Source organism: Psychrobacter sp. TB67, assembly GCF_000511065.1.
GTDB lineage: Bacteria > Pseudomonadota > Gammaproteobacteria > Pseudomonadales > Moraxellaceae > Psychrobacter > Psychrobacter okhotskensis.
Window position 1 is genome coordinate 61,886 of sequence record NZ_AYYA01000030.1, and the last position, 23,353, is coordinate 85,238.

General features: G+C 42.8%; 18 protein-coding genes and 1 tRNA gene. 9 read left to right on the forward strand and 10 right to left on the reverse strand.

Features of this window, described 5'->3' with window-relative positions:
- The first annotated feature begins 32 nt into the window (after nucleotides 1-32).
- Nucleotides 33-602: a BLUF domain-containing protein gene (locus W293_RS0104700; protein WP_227502375.1), complete on the forward strand. Its 570-nt coding sequence runs from the start codon at nucleotides 33-35 to the stop codon at nucleotides 600-602.
- Nucleotides 603-968: 366 nt separating this feature from the next.
- On the opposite strand, the gene W293_RS0104710 is transcribed toward W293_RS0104700, so the two are convergent.
- From W293_RS0104710 to pyrC, 3 genes are all read right to left on the reverse strand, one after another.
- Nucleotides 969-1,044, reverse strand: a tRNA-Glu gene (locus W293_RS0104710).
- A gap of 570 nt (nucleotides 1,045-1,614) precedes the next feature.
- The gene (gene rnt, locus W293_RS16090; RefSeq protein WP_037025694.1) at nucleotides 1,615-2,274 is read right to left on the reverse strand and encodes a ribonuclease T; all 660 of its coding nucleotides are present in this window, start codon (nucleotides 2,272-2,274) and stop codon (nucleotides 1,615-1,617) included.
- Nucleotides 2,275-2,606: 332 nt separating this feature from the next.
- A complete protein-coding gene (gene pyrC, locus W293_RS0104725) occupies nucleotides 2,607-3,677 on the reverse strand; it encodes a dihydroorotase (RefSeq protein ID WP_025651357.1) in 1,071 nt (356 codons plus the stop codon).
- Between the two features lie 361 nt (nucleotides 3,678-4,038).
- Between pyrC and W293_RS0104730 the strand changes: the two genes are divergently transcribed.
- A complete protein-coding gene (locus W293_RS0104730; RefSeq protein WP_025651358.1) occupies nucleotides 4,039-5,277 on the forward strand; it encodes an argininosuccinate synthase in 1,239 nt (412 codons plus the stop codon).
- A 267-nt stretch (nucleotides 5,278-5,544) separates the two neighbouring features.
- Here the strand turns inward: W293_RS0104730 and W293_RS0104735 are convergent, their stop codons facing one another.
- Complete coding sequence (locus W293_RS0104735) at nucleotides 5,545-6,810, reverse strand: hypothetical protein (RefSeq protein WP_025651359.1); 1,266 nt, start codon at nucleotides 6,808-6,810, stop codon at nucleotides 5,545-5,547.
- A 125-nt stretch (nucleotides 6,811-6,935) separates the two neighbouring features.
- Here W293_RS0104735 and W293_RS0104740 point away from each other — a divergent pair, with 125 nt between their 5' ends.
- On the forward strand, nucleotides 6,936-7,484 hold the full coding sequence (locus tag W293_RS0104740) for a L,D-transpeptidase (RefSeq protein WP_025651360.1): 549 nt from the start codon (nucleotides 6,936-6,938) through the stop codon (nucleotides 7,482-7,484).
- 114 nt (nucleotides 7,485-7,598) lie between these two features.
- Here W293_RS0104740 and W293_RS0104745 read toward each other — a convergent pair whose 3' ends face one another.
- Nucleotides 7,599-9,218: a CYTH and CHAD domain-containing protein gene (locus W293_RS0104745; protein WP_025651361.1), complete on the reverse strand. Its 1,620-nt coding sequence runs from the start codon at nucleotides 9,216-9,218 to the stop codon at nucleotides 7,599-7,601.
- A 319-nt stretch (nucleotides 9,219-9,537) separates the two neighbouring features.
- On the opposite strand from W293_RS0104745, the gene W293_RS0104750 reads away from it, so the two are divergent.
- A complete protein-coding gene (locus tag W293_RS0104750; RefSeq protein ID WP_198015416.1) occupies nucleotides 9,538-10,626 on the forward strand; it encodes a DUF4349 domain-containing protein in 1,089 nt (362 codons plus the stop codon).
- A gap of 219 nt (nucleotides 10,627-10,845) precedes the next feature.
- Here the strand turns inward: W293_RS0104750 and W293_RS0104755 are convergent, their stop codons facing one another.
- Complete coding sequence (locus W293_RS0104755) at nucleotides 10,846-12,432, reverse strand: isocitrate lyase (RefSeq protein WP_025651363.1); 1,587 nt, start codon at nucleotides 12,430-12,432, stop codon at nucleotides 10,846-10,848.
- Nucleotides 12,433-13,213: 781 nt separating this feature from the next.
- On the opposite strand from W293_RS0104755, the gene W293_RS0104760 reads away from it, so the two are divergent.
- Both W293_RS0104760 and W293_RS0104765 read left to right on the forward strand, forming a co-directional pair.
- Nucleotides 13,214-14,203, forward strand: coding sequence for a LysR family transcriptional regulator (locus tag W293_RS0104760; RefSeq protein WP_025651364.1), 990 nt, complete (start codon nucleotides 13,214-13,216; stop codon nucleotides 14,201-14,203).
- A 533-nt stretch (nucleotides 14,204-14,736) separates the two neighbouring features.
- Nucleotides 14,737-16,116 (forward strand): NAD-dependent succinate-semialdehyde dehydrogenase, encoded by a 1,380-nt coding sequence (locus tag W293_RS0104765; protein WP_025651365.1) that lies wholly within the window; start codon nucleotides 14,737-14,739, stop codon nucleotides 16,114-16,116.
- Between the two features lie 141 nt (nucleotides 16,117-16,257).
- On the opposite strand, the gene purN is transcribed toward W293_RS0104765, so the two are convergent.
- Together purN and purM are read right to left on the reverse strand one after the other, a co-directional pair.
- Nucleotides 16,258-16,947 carry a phosphoribosylglycinamide formyltransferase gene (purN, locus tag W293_RS0104770; protein ID WP_025651366.1) on the reverse strand — a complete coding sequence of 230 codons (690 nt, stop codon included), beginning with the start codon at nucleotides 16,945-16,947 and terminating at the stop codon, nucleotides 16,258-16,260.
- The gene (gene purM, locus W293_RS0104775; protein ID WP_025651367.1) at nucleotides 16,947-18,008 is read right to left on the reverse strand and encodes a phosphoribosylformylglycinamidine cyclo-ligase; all 1,062 of its coding nucleotides are present in this window, start codon (nucleotides 18,006-18,008) and stop codon (nucleotides 16,947-16,949) included. The genes purN and purM overlap by 1 nt, the downstream gene beginning before the upstream one ends.
- Nucleotides 18,009-18,367: 359 nt before the next feature.
- Here purM and W293_RS0104780 point away from each other — a divergent pair, with 359 nt between their 5' ends.
- From W293_RS0104780 to W293_RS0104790, 3 genes are all read left to right on the forward strand, one after another.
- On the forward strand, nucleotides 18,368-19,471 hold the full coding sequence (locus W293_RS0104780; RefSeq protein ID WP_025651368.1) for an AI-2E family transporter: 1,104 nt from the start codon (nucleotides 18,368-18,370) through the stop codon (nucleotides 19,469-19,471).
- A gap of 334 nt (nucleotides 19,472-19,805) precedes the next feature.
- Nucleotides 19,806-20,609 (forward strand): DnaA regulatory inactivator Hda, encoded by an 804-nt coding sequence (hda, locus tag W293_RS0104785; protein ID WP_025651369.1) that lies wholly within the window; start codon nucleotides 19,806-19,808, stop codon nucleotides 20,607-20,609.
- An 86-nt stretch (nucleotides 20,610-20,695) separates the two neighbouring features.
- Nucleotides 20,696-21,409: a DUF2057 family protein gene (locus tag W293_RS0104790; RefSeq protein ID WP_025651370.1), complete on the forward strand. Its 714-nt coding sequence runs from the start codon at nucleotides 20,696-20,698 to the stop codon at nucleotides 21,407-21,409.
- Between the two features lie 149 nt (nucleotides 21,410-21,558).
- Here W293_RS0104790 and W293_RS0104795 read toward each other — a convergent pair whose 3' ends face one another.
- Nucleotides 21,559-22,047: a Dps family protein gene (locus tag W293_RS0104795; protein WP_025651371.1), complete on the reverse strand. Its 489-nt coding sequence runs from the start codon at nucleotides 22,045-22,047 to the stop codon at nucleotides 21,559-21,561.
- A 315-nt stretch (nucleotides 22,048-22,362) separates the two neighbouring features.
- Nucleotides 22,363-23,022, reverse strand: coding sequence for a YcxB family protein (locus W293_RS0104800; protein WP_025651372.1), 660 nt, complete (start codon nucleotides 23,020-23,022; stop codon nucleotides 22,363-22,365).
- Nucleotides 23,023-23,353: the final 331 nt, after the last annotated feature.

The window sequence follows — 23,353 nt, forward strand, 5'->3', positions numbered from 1 at the left end:
CAAATCCAGTCACGACAGACCTCTGCCAACTTGTGTATTTGAGCCGCATTACGTCGACTGGTCTATCAAATGCCAGTACACTGAACGATATCGCAGAAGTCGCCAGCAAGCGTAACAAAACTGATAATATTACGGGTATTCTTTGCTACGGCAATGGTTATTTTTTACAGTGCGTAGAAGGTAGCGAACAAGCATTAACCAATCTCAAAAATCGCTTAGTAATGGACGATAGACATAAAGATCTAAACATTTTAGATTTTTCTGCGCTAGCAGAACGTCGTTTCGCTGGTTGGTCATTGCGCTCTATCACTCTTGAACGTTGGATGATTAAAGAGCCTAAGCTTAAAAGGTTTATGCCATTCAAGCCCTATGAGTGGAACACTGACGAATGGACGGAGTTTTTAGATATCTTGCAAGGTTACTATGAACAGCAGGTCAGAACAGGCGAGATCGACAGTCAGCCGATCCAATACAGCACCTTAGGTTTAACGCTAGGTAAAGTCGTTGGTCAGCACCAAGCCTTTTTCTTAATTCAGACGGTATTGGGTGCACTCATTATATTGGCACTTCTTTGGTTTGTGTTATCAGACAAGATTTTTTAGCTTGCCATAATTTTTAAGATATTATGGATAGACAGCTTATAAAAAAAGCCAGCTAAGATTGCTGGCTTTTTTGCGATAAAAATTTGATAAGGCACTTTTTTATCAGAAGACCAGCGCTCAAAATAGATAATCAAACAATTAATAAGTGGCTAGTCAGTGATACCGTATCCATGCCCGTCTATATTTGAGAGTGGAGTGGGTTGTAAGCTGGCAGCGCTAGTAGCGTAGTCATCTGAGATATTGAGAGAATATACAGAGATAAAAAAAGTCCAGTCACAATAGAATGTGACCGGACTTTTTGATGGTACGCTTATTAGTCTTATCTTATGCTTTACAGCAAAATTGCTAATCAGTGACGCCAAATAGTGGCGTCCCCAGGGGGATTCGAACCCCCGTTACCGCCGTGAAAGGGCGGTGTCCTAGGCCTCTAGACGATGGGGACTAGTAACAACGCTTCAACTGCTTTCACCATTTATGCTGAAGTGGTGCGTATTTTAATGGCGTCTGCGTTTGCTGTCAAGCCTTTTTCTTCGTCTTTTTAATATTAAGTATCTTTTTTTGAGTGCACGACTTGGATGTAGGTCATTACTCTTTAAATGGTGGCGAATCCATAAAGATGTGCAGCCACTAATGGTTAAGGCGAGCAGCATATAACCGATGATGGTGCCCCATAATTTAAGCTGTGGATCCATAATAAAGTCCCTCTTATTAAGCCTTAACAGCAGGGGCATTATCGATATCAATAACCTCAGCTATCAGGGCAGTGTGAGCGACTTAAACCATCTATAGGATATAAAGGTGTTGTTTGAGAGCAAAATAGTGGCAAGTAAGTGAGCTATTAATTCCTTTTAACAGCGCTACATGACATTGGCCCAAGTAGCCACCTTACTTATCATGGTATCAATCATATCCTTATTGATTGTGAAATCAAGATGTCAAAGTCATCAAGGTGTTGCAAAATTACTATCGTCAACTTTAGCAAACGATCAGTTATTACTGTAAAAATAACCTTTTATTGCGCGTCGTTATCTGTTAACTCTACTTTGCTTTGTTCGGTATGTAAAGCATTAGACAACATAGGATAGTGGTTAAGGATATGACAAAACAGCTCGGCTGTTTTTTGGGTATCATATAAGGCTGAATGGGCGTCTTTACCATCGAAGTCAAGACCTGCAGCTTTACAGGCGCGTGCCAATACTGTCTGACCGAAAGCAAGCGCGGCGAGGGTTACGGTATCAAAGACGGAAAAGTTATGGAAAGGGTTGTGGCTTTTACTGTTAGTACGTAGCACCGCTGCATTTAAAAACCCCAAGTCAAAGTGGGCGTTATGACCGACCAACACGCATTGACGGCAGTCTTCAGCGCGGCGCACTTCTTTTAAACCCTTAAAAATGCGGCGTAGTGCCGTTTTCTCATCTTCTGCAATGGCTTTCCGCATTGGGTTATTGGGGTCAATACCCGTAAAGGCGAGGGCACTTGGTTCTAAATTGGCACCTTCAAAAGGCTCAATATGGGCATTAAAAGCGTCACCGGGATAAAATACACCGTGCTCATTCAGCAAAATCGGAATACAAGCTATCTCTAATAAAGCATCGGTCTGCGAGTTAAAACCCGCGGTTTCGACATCGACCACGACAGGCATAAACTTACGAAAACGGTCTCTTAGACTCATCGGTGTTTGGGTGTCATTATCTGGCACCACTTTACTGTCGGTGTTGTTAGCGTCGACGCTACTAGTATCAATGTTATTAACGTTATCAGTGTTATCAGTCGCTAAGTCACTATTTGGATGACTATTAGCGACGTTATTTGATGGGTCGTCTGCAGGCAAGGTCGCATCGGTTTGAGTGGTCATATTAAGTTAAATCGCTTTTATCAGTCGTGCAGTGGTATTGAATTAAAAAATGAAATCAAGAACAAACTAAAATATCAGCCACACCGCTTGCCACAAGGGTATCACTGATACTTTAGAATAAACTAGGGTCTGTTAGCATTGAGCAAGCGTTACACTTTAAGAGACCAAGGCAACGTCTCACCAGCCATAAGCGGTGTCAGTGAGCTACCGTCAAAGTATGGGTAGTCTGCGGGTACTTGCATAGGTGTTTTGATGAGGGTAATTGTGCTGTCATTAACAGGCAGCCCATAGAACTGGGCACCGAAACGACTGGCAAAGCCTTCAAGTTTGTCTATTTTGCCCACACTATCAAAAGCGGTGGCATATAACGGTAGCGCAGTAGCGGCACTATAACAACCGGCACAGCCACACGCAGCCTCTTTTTTATCTGTGGCATGCGGAGCAGAATCAGTGCCTAAGAAAAATTTCGGATTGCCACTGGTAGCAACATCCAACAATACTCTTTGATGGCTTTCACGCTTTAAGATAGGCAAGCAATAAAAGTGCGGTTTGATGCCACCGACCAATAGATGGTTGCGGTTAAACATCAAATGCTGCGGCGTAATGGTAGCAGCGATATGGTTGCCTTGCGCCAAGACAAAGTCAGCGGCATCACTGGTGGTAATATGCTCTACCACAATCTTTAGTGTTGGGAATTTAACGATAATTTGTGCCAGTACCTCATCTAAAAAACGTTTTTCGCGATCAAAAATATCCACATGGTCTTGCGTCACTTCACCATGTAATAGCAGTGGTAGGTTGTGTTTTTCTAACGCTTCAAAGACATCTACGCAGGCGTTGATATCAGTGACACCATCCGCAGAGTTGGTGGTAGCACCAGCAGGGTAGAGCTTGACTGCTTGGACGATACCCGATTGTGCTGCCATTTCGATATCTTGTGCTGTCGTTCTGTCCGTTAAGTATAACGTCATACGCGGGTCAAATGCGGCTTGGCGCTCAGCAGATAAGTCACTGGCTTGTAGCTGCTGCATAATCCGTGCGCGATAGGCACGCGCATCGTCAACATTTTTGACAGGCGGCACTAGATTTGGCATACAAATAACACGGTTAAAGCTACTGGCTGAATGCGGTACAGTAGTAGCTAAGGCGCTGTCATCACGAAGGTGAATATGCCAATCATCTGGCTGAAGGATGGTCAATTCTGTAATCGAATCAGTCATAGTGTCGTCGCGCTCTATATCGTCGTATTGGGAATAATAGGGAATGATACTGTGTGGCTATAATAACAGATTTGTCAGTGCGACTAAATACGTGACGAGATAAGCGGCAAAATGTCTTTGCAGCATTCATGGGTTATTGTTCTTATCATCATGAGTGTGTATTTTTGGACAAATAATGCAGAGGGATGACAGAGGCATTGACAGCAAAAGCTAGTACCTTGTGGCAGTTACACTTTTGCCAAAAGTAAATATGATGTACACTGAGCAAGCAATATATCTTTTATTGATTTTATCTCATCATTCGCATTTTTACGTCTTATTAAATGTATTCGACAATAAATTCTCATAATAGGAGTTATTCATGGCTCAGCTTGATCCAAAAAATATTAATAAAATCGTACTGGCCTATTCAGGTGGTCTTGACACCTCAATCATCGCGAAGTGGCTACAAGTAACCTATGATGCCGAAGTGATTACCTTTACCGCTGATATCGGTCAGGGCGAAGAGGTGGAGCCGGCGCGTGCCAAAGCTAAAGCCATGGGTATCAAACATATCCATATCGAAGACTTGCGTGAAGAGTTCGCTCGTGATTACGTATTCCCAATGTTCCGTGCCAATGCCATTTATGAAGGCGAGTATCTGCTAGGTACTTCTATTGCGCGTCCACTCATTGCCAAGCGCTTGGTTGAAATCGCTAAAGAACATAACGCTGATGCCATCAGTCATGGCGCGACTGGTAAAGGTAACGACCAAGTACGTTTTGAGCTAGGTGCCGTTGCCTTGTCACCAGATGTAGTGACAATCGCACCTTGGCGTGAATGGGATTTATCGAGTCGTGAGAGCTTGATGGAATATGCCAAAGAGCATGATATTGCGATTGATTATGCGGGCAATAAGAAAAAATCTCCGTACTCAATGGATGCCAACTTGCTGCATATCTCTTATGAGGGCGGTATCCTAGAAGATCCGTATGCCGAAGCAGAAGACGACATGTGGCGCTGGTCAGTTAGCCCAGAACAAGCCCCTGACGAAGCACAGTATTTAGAGCTAGAATATGAGAAAGGCGACATCGTTGCGATTGATGGCGAAGCGCTCAAGCCTTATGAAGTAATGATTAAGCTCAACGAGATTGGTGGTAAGCATGGTATCGGTCGTTTAGATATCGTCGAAAATCGTTATGTCGGTATGAAGTCACGCGGCTGCTACGAGACGCCAGCGGGTACGATTATGCTAAAAGCGCATCGCGGTATTGAGTCGCTAACGCTAGACCGTGAAGCGGCACACCTAAAAGATGAGCTAATGCCTCGTTATGCCAAGACTATCTATAATGGTTACTGGTTTAGCCCTGAGCGTATGATGCTACAGGCATTAATTGACAAGTCACAAGAATATGTCAACGGCACCGTACGTGTGAAGCTGTATAAAGGCGCTGTGAGCGTCGTCGGTCGTAAGTCTGATGATTCATTGTTCGATGAAAAAATTGCCACTTTTGAAGATGATGCTGGTGCTTATGATCAAAAAGACGCAGAAGGTTTCATTCGTTTGAATGGCTTACGTCTAGCAATTGAAGCCAGCCGTGGTCGTGATTTATCAAAATAATACCAAACGCCAAAAAGACGATTAGCTGTGTCAAAATCGCTTAACCTACAATGCGTAGTATTTGCACTCTTTTTCCTTACTACTCTAATTTTTGTGCATGGTATAAGCTTTCTAGCTATTTATCGTTAGATAATAGTTAATTGAGCTGATAAATCACAAAAAAAGCAGAGACCTATATTGATAGTGTCTCTGCTTTTTTATGGATGATAGTGATTGGTGAAACTGTATCGCCAAAATACTCTAAAAACGCGACGGTATTGCTGATATCTATTCAGTTTTCGCTTTTTCTGTGCCACCAGCTGCTTCATCATCTACTATGACAATGGCCACATCTTGCTGCTGACGTTCCTCGCTGCGTTCTTGCGCTAAGACCTCTTCGGTTGCTGGAACGGCACCGTTAGATTTTTGCGTTTGGTATTTTAAAGTAGCCAGCGCCCCAAGCACACCAATGACCACAATAATGATAAGAATCACTGGGTTTTTCCAAAGTGGTGTGGCCGCATCATATTCAATCGGTTTTTCACTGGTAGTGGCCGGTGTATTGTCATTGTTCCCACCGATCAACCCTAAGCTAACCAGCGGCGGTTTTGGCGGGGTAGCAGGTTCCGAGGTAATACGTAGCCGATTACGTTGTAAATATATTTCTGAAATCTTGGCCAACTGCAATAGCCAGCGCTGATGCGGTAAGGTAACGGCAGTCATTTCTGCAAACATCAATAAATCATTGTGTCCACCTTGCTGAATGTTTTCAGTAGAGCGGCCAATCGCCTTTAAGTAATTGCCAGTAGCCAGCTGCATATCTTGTGCCGGCTCATAATTATCAGCTTTAAAATTATTCAGTTTGTACCAATAAGGATCGAAAGGTGGTGGCGTACTTAAGAGTTGCTCTGCATCTAACAACTCACATTCTGCACCATCTTCCGATACTATTTCTGTAGCGTCTGAAGACAAAGTGCTGCTTTTGTTATTATCAGTGTCGGCTAAGGTCGTAGGCATTATCTGGGTCTGGTCGGCGGCGAATCGATCTATCGACAAAAACTGTGGCTGCAATGCAAACCATTTATTAATTTCATCATTATCAAGCTGACTGTATTCCGCTAAAATAGCCAGCTCGCGCAGCACAATCACGCATAGCGATGTCAGTAAAATCTGCACTTGTGGCGTCGTAGCATCAATGCGGTTTGCAATGTACTCACTGGCCTTTATCACGCGAGCACTATCGTTAAATATGGCGTCTGCAGCATCGTGGCGATGGTATAACGTCGCACTGATGGTCGCAAAATTCATCGAGTTGTATTGCCTAAGCTCTTTGACAGCACTGCGTCCAAACAGCTTTTTGCTAACGACTTGACCTTGATAGCGCTGCTGATAAGCGAGAAGGGCACTAATAATGGCCTGCAAACTGCAATCAATTGCCAAGCGCGCTTGCGGCAAAGAAAGCTTGGCGGCATCAGCCAATAATGACACCATCGGCTGGGTATCTTGATATAGAAAATCATACATCGACACACGTGTCGGTGAAATAGTCGTCATAATCTGCTAGCATCAAAAAGTGTGCCCCTATATTACGGTGCCAAAAGCCTTGATACAATCCCTTAATAATAGAAAATCTCAATCATTTTGCTAATAATACTCCAAATGACAGCCGGAAGACCGCTATGACCAATAACGCAGACCTTGCTCCAAATACAGATATCGCTACGACGTTACTGATTAATATCGCTCAGCAGACCTTGACGGTATATCAGCAGAATAAAGAGCTCGCTCAATACTTAGTTTCTACCGCCAAAAATGGCATTGGCAGCCAACAAGACAGTGGCTGTACCCCGCTTGGCAAGCATGTTATCGCAGAAAAAATAGGCAGTAGCGCACCTCGTAATGCTGTGTTTGTCGGTCGTGTGCCTACAGGAGAAGTATATAGTGCCGACTTTGGGGCTCTACATCCTGAGCGTGATTGGATATTGAGCCGTATTTTATGGTTAAGCGGTGTTGAGGAAGGGGTTAATAAAGGTCGCAATAGCCAAGGTGGCTGCGATACTTATCAGCGTTATATTTATATTCATGGCACACCAGACAGCGAACCGATGGGCGCGCCTTACTCACATGGCTGCGTGCGTATGCGCAACCAAGATATTATCGAGTTGTTTGAACAAGTCGAAGAGGGTACACCCGTCACGATTGTAGCGAGTGAGAAAGACATCTTATAAACCCTTCAATGGTATTGTATTAATAAACAATGAAACTTAAAAAGATAGCCATAATGCATTGAGCTGTCTTTTCTAAGCGTTCATGTCGATATAAATATGTCTACCTAATGGTGACTACCAAAATATATCGTTATCTTTAACGTTAGCCAAGCGTTTATGATGGCGATTATAGTCATCACTTAGCCTAGCAGCAAACCAACCGGCGCCATACAAAGCATTGGTATCCACTGTGGATTTTTGCTGATAACGCTGTTGGTATTGATTATGATCTAGATATCGCCCCAGTGCTTTTTGCGCTTTGATCAGACGTTTTAACCCGCGTTTATTTTTCTTTTTAGCCCCTTTTTTACGCAATAACGGCGTGGCAAATTCACTGATATAACGTGAGTTTTTTAGCTGATGGCGTAATTTATGCTGGGCTTGCTGTTTATCGTTGCTATATGAATCATAGCTTTTTAAATCATGGCTTTCTAAATCAGAGCCTTCTAAGTCAGAGCTATCTGGTTCAGCATTATTGATATCATCAAGATTTTGTATAGCTTTGAGCATTTTTTTATGCTGTTTGCTAAGTACTTTTACTATTTTATCACGGGCAAGCTTATCAGCTTTGGGCTCAAGGTTTGGGTCACTCATGGTAAAAGCTATTAGCTCGAGCAAAGTCAGCTGAAAGTCATTGGCTCGTACTGCATCGATAGGGTTAATCTTGACCGTATTCATATCTGTAGACCAATCAACCACAGGCGCGCCATGCTCTTGTAATTTCGGCTCGATATGGCTGGCAAGATAAGCAACCTCTTGATAATCAGCCAATAAGTTGGCGGTTTGTTTCAGTATCAGCGGCCAATCCGGGTTGATCTCATCAGAGAAGCTTGCAAAGGCTTTCAGCGTAGTAAGCAGGCGATGAATACCGATACGCAATTGGAGAACATGCGCATCATCTGTGCTGTCAGCGACGATAGCACTGCTGTTTGGCAGTATTTGTAGCAGACAGTTATGGACTGCCGCACGGACAAAGGCGGGCATGCTGCCGTCTTTTTTAACCGTTAGCTGACTAAGATTAGCGCTAACTGCTGGGCTATGGGGCTGTCCTTGGATAAGTAGACCACCGCGCTCCGCTTTCGTCACGGTAGACAAGCAGAGTTTATAACGCTGACACCAGCTTTTTGCGGTGATAAATAAAAAATCTAAATCTCCTGAGATTAGCTCAAATTCGATCTCTTGAATGGCCTCTCGATGATTATCATCATTACCATGAATGATTTCGCCATAATCGTACGCCATCTCGATCATATTGTCGCCTTGCTCGCTATCCTCTTCTACCAGCAAGCGCGTGGTACGCCGTACATCAGTGACATACTGACGATTGAGCTGCTGAGCCAGTTTTTTGAGGTTAAATACCGCCAATGCTGGTGCAATTGGCGTGCCCTGATAAATCGTTAAATCTGGCATGAGCTCATGCTTGTCGAGCATTGCTTGTACCTGCTCATTATTCAATACGGCATTGTGCTCTAAGCGCGCCGCAATACCATCACCACCTGCTTTGATGGTCTGTACCCAAGCATTGCCTTCTTTACGAATACGCAGACCAATACCCGCTTGCGCCAGTTGCTGATCAGGGGTATCAAAATAATGTGCGGCCAGTTGCAGTACTTGTGACGATTTGACTTGAGCTTGACGCATTAGACTTTTTAACCGTGCCTCCGGTACCAAAAATTTCAGCTCTATTTCTTGCATCGTATATTCCTAGTTGTTTGATAATTATAATCAACTTAATAACATCGTATGAAAGCTATCTCATAATCACAAGTGAAATTTTGACTGTTTGCGTGCGTTTTATCGCTAACAATATACTTTTGGCAAATAATCATTATAATCAGGGCAAGGAATTAAACAAAAGTAAGATAAAAATGGAGTTGCAGCGATGAAAACGAGATTAAAGAAGACAAGGGCTTTTTCTGTCAGGCAAACCTTTAAACCAAACACGTCAGCATCGGATTACAGTGATTCTATCTACAAAACTGCTAACTGGCTTAAAGTATGTAGCGTTATAGCCTTGACTACTATTGTCGCTAGTGGCTGCAGTCCACAAAATGAGGAGTATGAATCAGAACAGAGTAGCGCTGAGACTGAATATGTGACGACGGAACAAGCGGTTGAAGAGATAACAGATCAGGGTGCTGATATATCAGATACTAATAATAAAGACTCGCTTAAGTTACAAGTAGAAAACCTATCCAATGATAGTGAGCAGACCCTTAATAGCCAAGCGGCTGATATCAAAATAGCAGGTAAGACGTTACTGATTACGGCGGCAGCTGACTTCAAAGTAGAGGATGTGGTTGAGAGCAGTAGCGCTATTGAGAATCTGACCTATCAGCAAAGCGGTTATGTGGCATCAAGTCATATTAGCAATCGGGAGCGTGATAGTCGTGGTTTTGTGCAAGGGGATAAAAATGTTGTTTTGACGACTTATTATCGACAAGCTGAGATGACCGTACGTATCCCTAGACAAAACGTGAACAAGTTCCTAAAACAAGTGCAGCAGCAAGTGGCTTTTTTGAATGAACAGGAATTCTCGGCTCAAGATGTCACTTTGGATATATATCGCGAGCAACTGGCAAGTAAGCTCAATAGTGATATGGCAAAGGATCTCAGTCAAGAGCGGCTTAATAGCAAAAATGACAAAGATCAAACCAGTAATGTCGATACGATCACCGCCACCTATACTGCGCGGCAACAGCAGGAATATGCGCAGTTAGAGCAAATGAATATTACGGATAGAGTGAAATACAGTACGATCAACCTAACTTTTACGCAACCAGATATCAGTTATAAAGAAACGACGCAGAATATAGATCTGCTGATAGAGGCTGAACGCCCAAGCTTTAGCGCACAAGTGAGTCAGGCATTCAAACAAGGTTGGGAGATGTTAAGAGAAGTCGCTATTACTTTGATTAGACTGTGGTGGCTTGTCGTACTGCTAGCAGTATTTTATGGGGTCTATAGACTCATAAAAATGCTGTATCGCAAATTTCGTAGAAGTACTAGGCGTATGAACCACGCCAAGCTCAACGCAAAACGTAGGTCTGAGATAAAAACCAAGGGCAATAGTCATATTGATGACCGCCATTCTAATGATTGAAGCATTTTGTCTATTGGACGCTAATTTTTAAATATTTTTCAATGCAATCAGTTTGTAATGCCATTTTTATAATTGATTAGGGCATGTCCTCACTTTTAGGTACTTTGTTCAGATTGATGACACGTCCTAAATCTACTCATAAAAAAGCCGCCCTACATAGTGTAGGGCGGCTTTTCTTGTAACCTTTACTTATAAAAAGTATTTATAAAGTGTCGGTGATTAGAACTGGTTCATCGTGTTCTTGCCGCCGCCAGCTTTAAGGGCATTGTCACCAGAGAAGATCTCTTTGTGGTCATCGCCAAGGTCAGAACCGGCCATTGCTTGGTGCTTAACACAAGCGATGCCTTCACGGATTTCTTTACGTTGTACGCCAGCTGCATAAGCAAGCATACCGTCTTCACCGAAATAGCCTTTAGCAAGCTCATGCACGCTAAGTGCCGTGGTGTGGTAAGTCGGTAGCGTGATTAAGTGATGGAATACACCCGCTTCACGTGATGCATCACGTTGGAAGTTTTTAGCAGCGATATCAGCTGCTTCATCAAGCTCAGTACCGTCATAATCAGCGCTCATCAAGTCATCTTTATTGTACTTAGAGATGTCTTTGCCTTCTTCTTCCCACTGAGCGATTACTTGTTTACGGAAGTTAAGCGTCCAGTTGAATGATGGGCTGTTGTTGTATACAAGCTTCGCTTTAGGCTGCTCTTCTTTGATACGATCAACCATCATTTTGATGTGTTCTACGTCTGGAGTCGGTGTTTCGATCCATAATAGGTCAGCACCATTTTCTAGAGCAGTAACACAGTCAAGGACAACGCGATCGATGTTCGTATCTTCACGGAACTGATATAGACCATTGGCTAGACGTACTGGACGAACTAATTTGCCGTTGTGCTTAAGCAAGCTGTCGTTTTCGTTGGCGTTCTCTAGCGTCACTTCTTCCATTTCGATGAAGTCGATGTATTTAGAAGCTAAATCGCCTGGCTCATTTGATACTGGGATTTTTTGCGTTAGTGATGCGCCTTCAGAGTCAGTACGAGCAACGATGATGCCGTCTTCAACACCAAGCTCTAAGAATGCATAACGAATCGCATTTAGTTTAGAGATGAAGTCTTCATGCGGTACAGTTACTTTACCCGCTTGGTGACCACATTGCTTAGCATCAGATACTTGGTTTTCAACCTGAATAGCACAAGCACCCGCTTCGATCATTTGCTTGGTTAGCAAGTAAGTCGCTTCTTCGTTACCGAAACCTGCATCGATGTCAGCAATGATTGGCACAACATGCGAATCAAAGTTTTCGATTTTTTCTAGGATAGCTGAGGTGTCTTGACCGGCTTCTTCTGCAGCGTTTAGCTCACGGAAATAATCGTTTAGTACTTTAGCATCGGCTTGGCGCAAGAAGGTGTAGATCTCTGCAATTAGCTTAGGTACAGAGGTTTTTTCGTGCATAGATTGGTCAGGAAGAGGACCAAACTCAGAGCGAAGGGCTGCAACCATCCAACCTGATAGGTAGATGTAAGTTTTTGACGTGGTACCAAAGTATTTTTTCTTAGCATACATGGTTTGCTGGGCAACAAAACCATGCCAAGCACCTAAAGACTGCGTGTACTGAGAAGTATCATTGTCATACTCTTCCATATCTTGACGCATGATTTTTGCAGTATACTTTGCAATATCCAAACCTGTTTTGAAGCGGTTTTGTGCCATCATACGTGCTGCATCGGTTTCGCTGATATTTTGCCAGTTACCGTGCTTTTGCTTTAATTCACGTACTAAATCGATCGCTGATTTATAAACAGTTGACATCTATAGTCTCCTTGGTGGGGTGTAAAAACGAGAAAAATTAAGTGATAAATTGATCACGACTGTCTGTTATTGAGAGATACAAAATAAGATTTTTATTAAGGTTCTCGACATCTAATAAGTATAGACATAACGAAAAGGAATGAATGGTTATATCAGCTAAAAATAAATGTATATTGAACGCAGCCCTACTTACCCTAAACAAACCTATCTATAAACACAAGAGATTTGCTGAACTCAGCAGTTAACAAATTGTCTAATACATAGTGATAGCGTGACGCTCATTCAGTATGTTTTGTGTGCTACCTAAACAATTATAGCGCTGTGGTTTTATAATTGGCGATGAGAGGTGTTACAATAATCATTGAGGCAATCAGCTAAAAAATATCACTGGCAAAAAATTTATTTAAATCGATTGCTAGGCAGTTGATTAGGTTTTGCTATCGATACGGACCATTAAAATATTATGTTGGTCGGTAAGCTTATAATCAGCGTCTCAGCCTACGGTTTATTGTTTGCGTGACGGCTTGTCTGTGTCACTCACTATAACTGCCTTACCAAGATTTATCTAATTTATGATAGTTATCTTGGGTATTTTATTTGGTTATAATGTATAAAAAACAATGTCTTATGATGGCTAGTTTGCGTTATAATTAGCTGATTATAGGAACCCCTAGACAAAAAAATAGTAATATTATGCAGTTATAGACGATAAATATTTATGACAGCACTAAAAATACCAATATTTATAGTGGTATTTATTCTAAGGCAAAGAGAAATACATATGAATTTGCAGCGGGTTGATTTGAATTTATTGGTACATTTAGATGTGTTGTTGCGAGAAAAAAATGTGACACGTGCAGCTGAACAGCTTGGCATTACCCAACCGGCGATGAGTAATATTCTAAGGCGCTTACGTAAGCTGTTTAATGACCCACTATTAGTACGCTCATCAGAGGGCATGACCCCAACTGAGCGCGCCCTTGAGTTGCAGCCACGTATTCGCGAGATATTGGCTGACCTCACGCAAGTGTTAGAGCCACGTACCGAGTTTCGCCCTTATAGTACCTCACGCGTCTTTCGCATTATGACTTCAGATTATGCCGAGGCGACCTTAGTACCCAAGCTAGTAAAAGCGCTACGTTCCGAAGCGCCCAACGTCATTTTGGATTTCTTGACGCCATCTGATGTCTCCTATCGCGATATGGAGCAGGGACGGGTGGACTTGGCGATCAACCGCTTTAATGAAATACCGCAAAGCTTCCATCAAGTACTCGTATGGCGCGATACGTTTAGTTGCTTGCTGTCGTCAGAAAGCCCCTATGCCAACCGTTTCAATCTAAAAAACTATCTAAAAGCCCAGCATGTTTGGGTGTCCAAGACAGGCATGGGCGTGGGATTTGGGGTCAATCCAGAAAAATCTGGCGGCCTAGGCTCAATTGATCAAGCACTGCAACGTTTGGGTCAAAAACGCCAAATCAGCGTCTTTACGCGTCACTATCAGATGCCGGCGATGCTCGCCGCCAATAAAGATTTGATTGCGACATTGCCGACGCGGGTGGCAAAAATGCAGGCCAATAACGACAGTATAAAAATGGAAGAGCCACCATTTTTTATTCCTGAATTTGAGCTAACGATGGCGTGGTCGCCTTTATTGCAGCATCACCCAGCCCATCGTTGGTTGCGCCAGCTCATTATGCATGTAGCGCGTCAAATCGTTGACGAGGAAGAGAATCCTCCACAAGATATCCCTATTATCAATCATTTGTTCTAACAAAATGTGAATAACATAAGTATCGCTTAAACAATCGATAAAACCAGCCCATATATCATGTGCTGGTTTTTTATTTGCTTGATTTATTATCAAAGATTTCATAAATATATAGTCAGTGAAAAGTTATATCAATATCAGCAATACCGTCACGTTTTTGGGATATTTTGACTATAAGCAGTTATATATTAGGGCGTGTTGAACATTCACAAATAGTCTCTGTCAGTGCCATGGTCGAATGTTCAACACGCCCTAAATAGTTTTGATAAATATGCTAATAATCTGCCAAATATGTATTTAACAACGAATGAGTCACACTCTTAACATCTTACGCACACTTCTTTATATCTTGTAAAACTTCAAAGCAAATGATTTGTTATGATAGCTCTACATTAAGAAAAAAGACAACTAGAGCATCCATTGTTAAGACAGGCGACACGATCGAAGCTTCTTAAAGTTTTGATTAAGTGCAACTCTAAATTAGCATTAGCTAACTAGCATTAATTAAGAACAACAAATAAATAAGGGCAACAATCATGGCAGATATTACTACTGTAAACCCAGCAACAGGCGAAGATATTAAAGATTACGACTATATGAGTAATGATGAGGTCAACAACATCGTTGAAGCCTCACATCAAGCGTTTCTAGAATGGCGTAAAACCAGTCATGAAGAGCGCGCGAAGGTTATTAACTCTATTGGCGAAACCCTGATAAAGTATAAAGAAGAGCTGTCTCGTCTTATGACTGAGGAGCGTGGTAAACTTTATAGTCAGAGTCTACAAGAAGTTGATCTGTGTAAAGCCATTTGTGATTACACTGCAGAAAAAGGTGTGGCCGCGCTTGCTGACGATGAACGTGACATCGAAGGTCTCAAAAAAGGTATTGTCACTTATCAGCCCATTGGTGTCATTTATGGTATGCAGCCTTGGAATTTTCCAGCGTATCAAGTGTTCCGCTATACCATAGCCAATTTGATGGCAGGTAACAGCATTCTGCTCAAGCACGCAGCAAACGTGACTGGTTCTGGCTTATTAATTGAAAAAATATTCCATGAGTCTGACTTACCGAACGACTTGTTCCGTACCATTTTAATTGATCATGATCAGTCAGAGAAATTAATTGGTAATGATAAAGTACGCGGTGTGACGCTCACTGGTAGTGATGGTGCAGGTAGTATCGTCGGTCAGCAAGCAGCCAAAGCAATCAAAAAAGCAGTTCTAGAGCTGGGTTCAAATGACGCATTTATCGTTTTAGAAGATGCTGATCTTGAGCTTGCAGTACAAACTTGTACGCTAGCGCGTCTGATAAATAATGGCGAAACTTGTGTGGCTGCAAAGCGCTTTATCGTTGTTGATAGCCTGTATGACGAGTTCCGTGAGCGTATCGTTGAAGAGTTTGCAAGTAAAAAAGCCGGCGATCCAATGGATGACAGCTCAGATCTTGGACCACTAGCGCGTAAAGACTTGCAAGAAAAGTTGCATGAACAAGTAGAAGAGAGTGTAAGTAAGGGCGCTACTATATCTGTCGGTGGTAAATTACCAGAAGGTAAGGGCAGCTTCTACCCAGCGACTATTTTGGAAAATGTCGAAAAAGGTCAGCCAGCTTATGACGATGAGCTATTTGGTCCAGTAGCATCGCTAATCCGCGCCAAAGATCAAGATGATGCCTTACGTATCGCTAATGACAGCCGCTATGGTTTAGGTGGCGCTATCTTCTCTAAAGATGAAGACAAAGCGATTCGCTTAGCTAATGAAGAGTTTGATACCGGTATGGTTTATATCAATGGTTATGGCCTCGCAAATCCAGCACTACCTTTTGGTGGCGTGAAAAACTCAGGTCATGGTCGCGAGCATGGTGGTTTTGGTATTAAAGAGTTTGTAAACATCAAAGGTGTCCACGTGCATAACAGCTAAGAGCACGTACAGATTTTGAAGCTAAAACGCTTTAAATATTAGATACTGAAAAGCCCAGTCATTCATTAATTGAGTGACTGGGCTTTTTTATGATTGATAGTTTTAAATGATTACTAATTTTCTTTACTACTTGTTACTGCTTTAACTGTCTAAATACAGCTTTAAAGGTAATGTGGGCAATATAGAAAAAGTTCCTTTGTCCTGACTGTTCAGGTTGATGACACCTTTAGCTAATAATAAAATTGTCCAAGGTAGCAGTTGATGTTCAAGCTTTTGGACGCGCGCTTGTAGGCTATCGGCAGTATCTTTTCGATGCACTTCTAACAGTGCTTGGGTTAGCACAGCGCCCGCATCGAGCTCAGCGGTGACGACATGGATGCTGCAACCATGATGACGTTCGCCTACTTGTATGGCACGTTGATGGGTATCAAGGCCTTTATAAACAGGTAGCAGGGAAGGGTGCAGATTAATCATCGGTGGAGGCATATTGTCGATGAAACCTGCGCTAAGTACCCGCATAAAGCCAGCCAACACGATTAGGTCAGGTTGCCATGTCGTTAGTTGGGCGCTGGCATGAGTCTCAAAAGTTTTGATGGCCATGCGTTTGCCACTATCAGTATGTGATAGCACGGCGACAGGTATGTTAGCTTGCTCGGCACGCTTGATAGCGTAGGCGTCTTCACGATTACTAATGACGCCGACGATCTCAATTGGTAGTGCACCTGCTTGCATTGCATCTATTAATACTTGTAGATTGCTACCACTACCTGATACTAAAACGGCAATGCGTAATGGTTTATTGTTGCTAGTTTTGATAGGACTGTCTGACATTAACGGTACACCACGGCATCCGCCTGATCATCAGTGCTGCGCTTGATCATTTCGCCTAGTTGCCACGCTTTTTCGCCAGCATCGTTCAAGGTTTGAATAGCAGCATCTGCTTTATCTTTTGGTACGACAATGACAAAGCCGACGCCGCAGTTAAAGGTACGGTACATCTCACTTTGCTCGATATTACCCTGGGTTTGCAACCAAGTGAACAGCTCTGAGAACTGCCAGCTATTGGTATCGATGCTAGCGGCTAGAGTTTCAGGCAGTACGCGTGGTAAGTTGTCCGTTAAGCCGCCACCGGTGATATGTGACATGGCATGTAAAGCTGAGCTACCAAGAGTATCTTGCAAGGCTTTAATGGCTTTTACGTAGATACGCGTCGGTGCCATTAGCGCGTCTTGGATAGATTGACCATCTAATTGCTCATCACTGCTAGTGACATCAATCCCGCTGACTTCGATGACTTTACGCACTAATGAGTAGCCGTTAGAATGCGCGCCACTTGAGGCAAGGGCGATTAAAACATCGCCCTCTGCGACATTTTCGCCAGTGATGACTTCCGCTTCTTCAACCACGCCGACACAAAACCCTGCCAAGTCGTAATCATCGTTTTGATACATGCCTGGCATCTCAGCAGTTTCGCCACCTATAAGCGCGCAATTGGCCAACTTACAACCATCACCAATCCCGCTGACAACAGTAGCAGCCACATCCACATCGAGCTTACCCGTTGCATAGTAATCTAAAAAGAACAAAGGCTCAGCACCGCATACCAATAGGTCGTTGACACACATCGCTACCAAGTCGATGCCGATCGTCTCATGACGATTGAGCTGTAGCGCGAGTTTGAGCTTAGTACCGACACCATCTGTACCAGAAACCAATAGCGGCGAGGTGTAACCTGTCGGAATACGGCATAACGCGCCAAAACCACCCAGTCCACCCACGACTTCAGGACGCGTCGTGGCTTTTGCTACGGACTTGATTCGTTGCACCAATGCATCGCCTGCATCGATATCAACGCCGGCATCTTTGTAGCTTAACGAAGGCTTGTCACTCATAGTCATCTCACAGTTGGGGGCTATATAATTGGAATTAACCGATAAATTATTTATTGACATTAATAATAGCAGTCAATGTTACAAAGTTTGAAGTTAGTGGGCGCATTATACCTAATAATAGACCTCACTCGCAAAGCAACTTGCCAATATTCGGCCAAGATTAGAAATAAGCGATAAATAAAAAGTTAAGAAACAAAAAATGACTGCTTTTTTTGTCGACTCTGCGATAATAAAACACTTAGAATCAAAGCACTTAGAATTTGTAGACGTACCGATAACGATACAGTGAGTTTGTAGCAATAAAACTGCAATCTCAACGATAAGTTATCGCGATTAGCTTACTTTTAGGATGGCCCTTAATGACCAAACAATCGATAGACCCTTTTTTCCGGCGCTTATTTATCGTCGCCGTGCTCATCATTGCTGTTGTTTTGCTTTATTTAATGATGCCGGTCATTTTGCCGTTCATCTTTGCTTTTGTACTCGCTTATTTGTTCAATCCATTGGTCAAACGTCTCTCAAAGTATATCAAGCGCTGGATAGCTATTATTATTGTTTATGCTACCATTACCTTGGGGATGGTATTGCTGCTCTGGTGGCTGATACCGACATTGCTGCATCAGCTACAAGCGGCTTGGGAATATCTGCCCAAGGTTTTGAATTGGTATAATCAGGTAGTTCGCGGATGGTTTGTTGCGAATGCCAATATCCGCTTGCCCATACTAGAAACCAAAGGATTCTCTGAAACCTTGGTTGAATATCTGCAAACACATTATAAGTTCTCTGATGCCAGCTCGATGATGAGTCAGGTGCTTGCTTCAAGCATGAGCTTTATCAATAATGCAGGATTGATTGTCTTAGTACCGATTTTGACTTTTTACTTTTTGTTCAATTGGGACAAACGCATACAGATGTGGAAGACAGCGATTCCAGGGCCGTACTGCGAAAAAGTTATTGGTATTGCCCAAGAGTGTGATCAGGCATTGATGGCGTTTATCAAAGGTCAGCTGTTGGTGATGGTGTTGTTGGGTGCCATTTATGCCGTACAACTTCAGCTCATTGGCCTTGAGCTGGGTCTTATTATCGGCATGGTTGCGGGTATTGCTAGCTTCGTGCCTTATCTGGGCTTCGGTATTGGCTTCATCGCTGCTATTATTGCGTGTTTGTTCCAGTTTGGCTTAGATTGGACGTATTTATCCTTAATCGTTGGCGCATTTTTAATCGGTCAAGCGGCAGAAGGCTACATCCTACAGCCTTTATTGTTGGGCGATAAGATCGGATTGTCACCTTTATGGGTTATATTTTCGGTACTAGCAGGCGCAAGTCTATTGGGTTTTGTCGGTATGCTTATCGCGCTACCAGTGTCCGCCGTCCTCAACGTATTGTTCCGCCACTTATATGCTTATTATCTCTCCACGGACTTTTATAAAGGTCGTAAACAGTTGGTGTTATTTAAAAAATAATAGGTGTAACGTCATTGAAAATTGATAAAATAGCTAGATAATAAGGGTGTCATTTAGGCTTAATAATTAATGACTGACAAAGCTTAGTAAGTAAAAGACTTGTCAGTCATTTTGCAAATATGTTATATATAGGCGCAGTAGTAACGCTAACAGCTGTTACTGTGAGCGTTTTGATACACGTCGTTAATTTTGATAAATATCATGTTTGACTGAGTGTAATCAAAACCTCAAGCTCGTTTATTTTATTAAGCCTACTTAAACTGAGCCTGTTTTAAAAGTTACCACGCCTTTTCCTTTTCTATCTATTGCGCTACGCAAACCGAGTTGATGATTCATGGCAGAAGCACAGCTAAGTCTCAATCTGGACATTAAGCATGATGCGAGTCTCAGTGACTTTGCCGGTCCCGGTTGGATGTCGATTATTGATGCAGTGCGGCAGCTACATGTCGGCCTGATTGGTCAGCTGTACCTGTTTGGCAGCCCTGCAACTGGTAAGTCCCATCTACTATCCGCTATCTGTGAGTCATTCATTGAGATGGACAAGTCAGCGATTTGTTTGTCACTCAATGAATTGATCCATACCGATGTCAATGTGCTGTCTTCTCTTGAGAACTTCTCGCTTATCGCCATCGATGACTTAGAAGTGCTTGAGCAAAGTAGTCAATGGCAAGAAGCCTTATTCCATCTCATTAATCGTAGCCGTGAAGGGCAGCGCCAGTTATTATTTGCTGCCAATAAGCCTGCGGGCGAGTTACCATTTCAATTGAGGGATTTGCTCACTCGTCTGGCACAAGCGCCTACCTTTAAAGTACCGAATGGTCACGATCTTGCTGACCGTCAAGCCTTGCTGCAGTCTATCTTACGTCGCCGTGGTTGGCAGTTTGATGAGCGTATTATTGATTATCTTCTGACCGAAGGGCCACATCGTATCGGTGCTATGATGGAGGTGCTCAATTATATTCAGCCAATGTTCTCAAACCTTGGGCGTAGCAATATCTCTAAAGCGGTCATCAGTGATGCTTTGCGTACGATTGATGAGCAAACACTGGCAGCTGAGCTTGCGGATATTGCACAAGAGACACAAGTGGATAATGAGGCAGCCAGTCAGGATCAACATACGATGCCACTCGATTTTTAATACTGAATTTTAAATATTAGAAACACCATTTGTTTCTATCCAAAATGTCGCTGTTATCAATGCATTTACTATCAATGGGACCATTTATGAAAACCAATACTTCTTCGCTAAAAAAACTGACCATCAGCACCTTACTTATCAGTGCCGGATCGGTATCTATGCTCTCAAATGCCGCGGTTACTTTACTCGTTGATGACTATATCAAAGTGACTGCTATCAATGGTCAAGAAGTTCAACAGAGTCCTTTTCAGGCGTTGACTAAACAATTCACCTTGCAGCCGGGTCAGCATGCGATTACTGCTAAGTATGACCGCTTGTATAATCTGCCGCGTGACGAGCATGATTATTTGCGTTCAGGCAATGTGAGTGTGACAGCCGAACTGGCAGACAACCAGACATACCGCTTGACCATGCCTAATCAACCAGAAAAGTATGAGGCAGCCAAAGATTATGTCAAACAGCCAACCCTTGCGATACAGCAAGACGATGCCATTATTGCCAGTCAACAGGGCGTTGCAAATGGTAATGATGGCTTGTTTGCTGGATTGGGTAAAGCGATAGGCGGCGTATTTGGTGGTGGCGGTGATGCAGAATTACAGAACCAACGCGCAATCGCAGCTCTCAATCAGCCAACGGCGAGTACTCAGAATAATACAGGTAGTATGTCTTCAAATACCTATACCGTGGCGCCAGTAGGGACGAGCAATCAAAGCACCAATACCCTTGATAGCTTCATGCAGTTATGGCTACAAGCAACGCCAGCTGAACGCGAAAAAATTCGCCAGTGGGTACAACAGTAGATTTTACCCCTATAAATATGTGAAGACATAACCCAAACTTCACCCACAAAAAAGCACCCATAGCGGGTGCTTTTTTATGACATATAATTTTACTTATAACCGACTTCTAAGGCTGGTCGCTCTTAAAGTCAGCTACCTTTAAGTATTAACTATTTTGCTAAAAAAGCATTATACATCCAAATTAGCTTTTCTTGCTGCTGCACATAGCCGTCGACTAAATCGGCAGTACCTTGGTCTTCCGCTTCTACCGCCAGCGCTGATACTTGACGCTGCTCTGAGATAAGCGCTTGTAGGCCAGTAACTACGCCTTTTACACAAGTATTGCCATCTTTGACGTTTTTATCTTCCTGAATACTTGTATGTTTCGTAAAGTCGCTATACGCATGGAGTGGTGTACCACCTAAGGTTAAAATACGTTCAGCGATTTCGTCAATCTCGACTTGTAGGCTGGTATACAGCTCTTCAAACTGTGGGTGCAAAGTAAAGAAGTGCTCACCTTTGACGTTCCAATGATAGCCACGAACGTTAATATAGAACATGTGATAGCTTGATAGTAAGCTATTAAGTTTAGTGATGACACCGCTCATGTCTGATTGTTCTAAACCGATCTGGTTGGTCGCATTATTAGTATTACTCATAATATTATCCTTATAGTGTGAGTGTTAATGTAAGAAACTGGTTATAACAGACTAAGAGTATAGCAAGCCCTATGATGCACTACTATGCTTGCTCTTGTGTTGAATTATAGAACGCTATTTTAATTCATAAAGATCTATTTATTAAGTCCGTCATAATCTTGCTGTCGATGTTCATTATAATAGCAAAGCAGCGTCGATAAGTTAATTTCAATAATTATAAGACTATGATTGATTTTTTAAACCAATCAAGAGATATTCTCTCCATTAGCTTATGCGTTCACAGTATTATGAGTTCAAAAAATGAACTATTAAGCTTTATGCAGGGGGTTGTAAGCTTTCAGGGTTTAAGCCTTTAACTGGAACCACTTCTTGTAGGTGTTGACGTACCGTATCGATGGGGAACTTCTGTGCTTGCAAACGTTTAGGGACAATTTGGCTGCCTTGTTGACCTTTCATCTCAAACATCATAAAGATATAGTCGTCAGTCTCGTCCCAGCTTTTGACCGCTGTCCATGGAATAACCGCTTGTTGGGTCGCTCCTGCACGCATTTGCATGCCACGCATTTGCGAGTTTTTCATCATATCAGGTTGATTGGTTGGCATCGCCATGACCAAGCCATGTTTTTGTACACCCAACTTCATCTGGCGCATCTCATCTGGCATCTCTTGATCAGCCACTTGTTTTTCAAACTCTCTTTTGACGTACCATTTAAAACCTAAGGTACGCACCAACAGATAAACCACGACCGAAACCAACATGACCCAAAAAATAATTGTGGAATAGCCAGTGACAAAGATTAACCCTGCAATGGCCAGTATCACGACTACCGCCATAATGACCCATTCTTTGGTCTTCAAACTTGAAAGACCAAACGAAGGGCTGGCACTGGCAAACAGTTCATACTGTGCTTGATGAAATTCCGCCTCGGTCAGGTTTAAGGCAACAGGTTGGAGCGTATAGGGGTACAGGGCCATAAAGGTTTCTCAAATACTTGTAGTAAAAGCGTTGGGTTTAAATCGCCAAAGCGAAGCTGCGATGCGGTACTTGGCTAGAAGTGTAATAAAGCTATGCGCTTATCTTACCGAAAAGTGCTCCTAAATGAAACATATAAGCCGCTCTGTTCATTGATAGACGTCATATTAATGGCATTAATAGAGATTGGGACTGATTGTGGAAGCTAACCTTAAATTTTTCATAGCAAGATAGTGGCATAACGTGCAGCATTCAAACATGGCGTCACACTAAAAACTTTGCTATAACACAGGACAGTCACAGGTACGAAAATAGCCGAAAAGTAGTCAAAAT